Consider the following 703-nt stretch of genomic DNA (forward strand, 5'->3'; position numbering starts at 1 on the left):
TAAGAGCATCCATCACATGGGTAGTGACCGGGCGAGCTGCCGAATGCTAATCGCCCTTGGGGAGAACCACCGCGGGAGCGGCGTGACCTTGAAGGTTCGGGTCACCTGGGGTGCTGTCATCGACAGCGCTTGCAACTCACTGTCTACGCCTGTGGACAATATTCGTCAAGCAAAGCGATTTCAGGGATTTAGCGCCTGTGGATAAAACTATCCCCCGGTGGACATCTGTGGTTTTCCACAGACGTACGCTGTGCCAGCGGTTTTTTTTCTTAGGTATGGTCCATTCAAACGGGGCGGCTTTGCAGCCCCGTTTGAATGGACCCGCGCGGAGGAGCTTCATGCGGTGCTGTGGGTAACTTCACAGCGAGTTGAGGTGGTGGTGCGGCGGGTTACTCGGTCCTCTTGGCACTGCGAAGGCGCGTGACGTTCTCGCCCGTCTGCTTGGCAAACTCATGCGGCGTCATATGGTCCTCGCGGTTCGCCTCTAGAAACCGACTCCACCAGGTCATGATCATCCGGCGCTCTTCGAGGAACTCGGCCTTGTGGGTATAGGCTGCGCGCACGTTGTTGCGCTCCTTGTGGCTCATCTGCCGCTCGATAGCCGTCTCCGACCACAACCCGGACTCGACCAGCGCGCTGCACACCATGGCTCGGAACCCGCTAAACGCCAAAACGAAAAAACCCGCCAGAAGGCGGGTTTTTC

1 pseudogene is annotated in these 703 nt (G+C 58.3%); it reads right to left on the reverse strand.

Annotation, left to right across the window (positions count from 1 at the left end):
• Window positions 1-389 precede the first annotated feature (389 nt).
• Window positions 390-703: pseudogene (locus HU729_RS25555) on the reverse strand (hypothetical protein); the annotation flags it as partial.

This window comes from Pseudomonas sp. RW10S2 (assembly GCF_014268985.1).
Taxonomy (GTDB): domain Bacteria; phylum Pseudomonadota; class Gammaproteobacteria; order Pseudomonadales; family Pseudomonadaceae; genus Aquipseudomonas; species Aquipseudomonas wayambapalatensis.